General features: G+C 69.5%; 1 protein-coding gene. It reads right to left on the reverse strand.

The features are described from left to right. A partial coding sequence (locus tag DTS01S_RS29105) for an RHS domain-containing protein (protein WP_061290120.1) occupies positions 1–3424 on the reverse strand: 3424 nt, incomplete at both ends.

A 3424-nucleotide genomic window follows, 5' to 3' on the forward strand; every position in this document is an offset into this window, starting at 1 on the left:
TCCAGCTTGGCCGCCCAGGTGACTAGCCCCCGTTGGTCGGTCAGGGCCATGGGCGTGCCCAGATGGTCGCAGTGGTAGTGGTGGATGGCGATGCGGGCGTGCTGTTCTTTTTCCTGTTTCTGCAGTTGGGTCTGCATGCCGGTGAGCAGGCGGGCCGTGCCCTCGGCCTGTTCGCCCAGCATGGCCTGGGCGCCGGACGGCAGGCCGTGGTCCAGGGTGTGGCGCAGGTGGCGGGCCGCGTCTTGCTGCATGTCGCGCGGCATGGCGTCGAGCATGGTTTGCATCAGGGCCAGGGCCGGCGTGTGGTTGGGGTCGTCCTGGTCGGGCAGGCCTGCGGCGATGGCTTGCACCAGCAGGTGGGGCTCGTCTTGGGGGTCGCCGCTGGCCGTGGTGCTCAGGCGCACCAGGGGCGTGAAGCTGCCGGGCTCGTAGATGGTGTGTTCTATGTGGCGCGTGTCGCTGCCGTGCTGCAGGCGCTCGGTGTGGATGAGGCGGTCGCCGTCCCAGCCGTAGTAGTGGGTGCGGGTGGGGGTGGTGGAGTCCGCGCTTTCGACCTGCTGCTTCAGGCGCCTGCCCAGGGCGTCGTAGGTGTAGCGGCTGTGGTGGCGCAACTGCTCGGCGTTGCCCTGGATCTGGCTGCTGCGCACGGCGATGAGCTGGTGTGCTCCGTCGTAGTGCAGTTGCTGCTGGCTGTGGTCTGCATGCATTTGCGCGATGCGGTTGCCGCAGGGGTCGTAGCGCCAGACGCGGTCTTCGCTGAAGCCGATGCGGTTGTCTTCCCAGCGCTGCACGGGGCCTTGCCGCTGGCCTGCAAGGTGGCCCAGGCCCATGAGGTTGAAGTCGGTGTGCCGCCAGTGGGCGTGGACCTGGGCGGCCCAGCTGTCCTGGGTGTTCGTCTGGCCCGGTGCACCGGGTGCACCGAGTGCTGGCAGGCGGTTGCCGGCAGGGTCGATCTGCCAGCGGGCGGTGGTCTGGGGGTCCTGGCTGTCGGTGGCCGCCCTGAGGCGCCCGGCGCTGTCGTAGCCGTAGCGCAGCAGTTGTGCGGCCTGGCCCGGGGCGCCGGCCTGTTCGATGGCAACGAGCTGGCCCAGGCTGTCGTAGTGGTAGCGGCGGCCAAGGATCTGGCCGATGAGGGGCTGGACGAGGTGTTCCCTGCCTTCCATGCTTTGCAGGCCTGTGGTGCCCAGGGCCGTGAGGCGGCCCATGCTGTCCCATTGGCGTTGCACCTGCAGGGGGTGGTGTGCGTCTGCGTCTGCTTCTGCTGCGGGAGTGGGTGGGTGCAGGCTGCGGCGGACTTCGCGGTGCAGGGCGTCGCGTTCGAAGTCGATGAGGCCGGCGCCGTTGAGCTGCAGTCCGTGCACATGGCCTGAGCCGTAGGTGAGCCAGGCGATCTTTCCCAGGCCTTGCAGCTGGCTGTGCTGGCGTGCGCCCAGCGCGTCCAGGCTGTGGGCGATGCGGTGTTCGTATTCGATCTGGTCTGCGCCGCCGTCCTTGCCTGGGCGGTACAGCTGCTGCACTTCTGCGGTGATGCGGCCCAGGGCATCGCGTTCCAGTGCTATGCGGCTTTGCAGTTGGATGGTGTTCTCTGCGGTGTTCTCGACGGTGTGCTGCCAGACGCTGGCGGTCATGAGGCGTCCGGCCGCATCCCATTCGTAGCGGTGGGTCTGGGCCGGCGCATGGGCCGTGGCGGGCAGCTGACGTTCGACCAATCTGCCGCCTTCGTCCCAGCGGTAGTGGCTGCTGCTTTGCCGTGCAGCGTTGCCGTCCGTGGCTTCCATGAGCTGGCCTGCCGCATCCCAGCGGTAGCGCTGCAGCCGCTGGTCAAACCCTTCTTCCTGCACGAGCCGGTCCAGCGCGTCCCAGGCAAAGCGGCTTTGCGCACCGTTTTCGTTGACGAGACGCGTGAGGCGGCCGGCGCTGTCGTATTCGAAGGCCAGGGTGAGGCCGCCATGTGTTCGCTGGACCAGCCTGCCCCAGAGGTCGTAGCGCAGGTGGATGCTGGGGTCGGCGGCCGGTGCAGCAGGGCTTTGCCCCCCCATGAGAGGGGTGAGCGGGGGCTGGGCCGGTTCGATGCGCGTGAGGTGGCCTGCGCTGTCGTAGTGGTAGCGCTCGATCTGACCGTTGGGCAGTTCGCTGGCCACGATGCGGCCCTGGCCGTCGCGCTGGTGGCGTTGGCGCTGGCCCAGGGCGTTGCCCACTTCGATGAGCGCACCCCAGCGGTCGTAGTGGTAGTGCGTGCTGTGGCCCGAGCAGTCGGTGTAGCTGAGCAGTTGGCCCGCGTCGCTCCAGGCCAGCTGTTTGCTGCCGCCCTGGGCGTCTTCGATGCGCCGGGGGCTGTCGCAGGTGAGCGGCGCTTCCTGGGGGTCGGGGTAGTGGTAGCGCTCGGTGCTGCCGTCGGCCTGGGTGATCTGGGTGAGGCGTCCCCAGGCGTCGTATTGGTAGCCGGTGGTGGCGCCTGCCGGGTCCGTGGAGGCGAGCAGGCGGCCCGTGGCTTCGTCGTGTTCCTGCTGGGTGCTGCGCCCGTCGGGCAGTTGCACGCCGATGAGCCGGCCCTGGCCGTCGCGCCTGAGGTGGACGCTGCGGCCCAGCGGGTCGGTGCGCGAGGCCAGGCGGCCGAAGCTGTCGTAGCTTTGCAGCCAGCGGCTGCCGTCGGCCTTGTGGTGGGCGATGAGGCGCGACAGGCCCGCCGCACCTTCGAAGTAGTAGGTCTCGATGCGATCCAGGCTGTCGCTGACGCGGGTGGCCGCGCGCGGCTGGCCGTCCGGGCCCGGCGGTTGGCTGAGGTAGTCGAAGCGGTAGGACAGCCCTTCCTGGTTGCTGTGTTCGATGACGCGGGCGCCGGGCTGGGCGCTCTCGTAGCGGTAGCGGTGCCAGGGTCCGCTGGCATGGCGGTGGGCGCTGATGCGGTGGTGGTCCCATTCGAATTCGCGCACGAGCTGGCCTGCGCGGTCGTGGACGGTGATGAGATCGCCTGCACTGCTGTAGCCGTAGCGCACGAGCGTGATGGGGGTGGACAGGGGATGCAACGGGTCCTGCGTGAGGTCGACCCCGATGAGGCGCCAGCCATCGTCGGCGCCCCACAGTCCGTTCAGGCCCTGCGCGTCCTTGCCGCCGTGGATGCGCTGGTGCAGCAGGCGGTAGCGCCGGCCTGTGCCGTCGCTCAGCGAGACCAGGCGGCCTGCGGGCAGCGGTTCCGGACTGCCGTTGACGTCCGGGGCCGTGGTCTTGCCGTCGCTGTAGTGGTAGAGCTGGCGGCGTCCGAAGCGGTCGATCTGGGCCATGAGGCGCCAGGGGCCATCGACCGACTCACCGGGCGGGGGGCCAAAGCCCCAGAGGGTGTCGCCATCGCCGCTGAAGGCCAGGATGGCCTCGGGATTGCACGCCAGCGCCGCCTCCACATGCGACCAGCGCGGGTTCGCAGCCC

The organism is Delftia tsuruhatensis NBRC 16741 (assembly GCF_001571325.1).
Lineage (GTDB): Bacteria > Pseudomonadota > Gammaproteobacteria > Burkholderiales > Burkholderiaceae_C > Comamonas > Comamonas tsuruhatensis.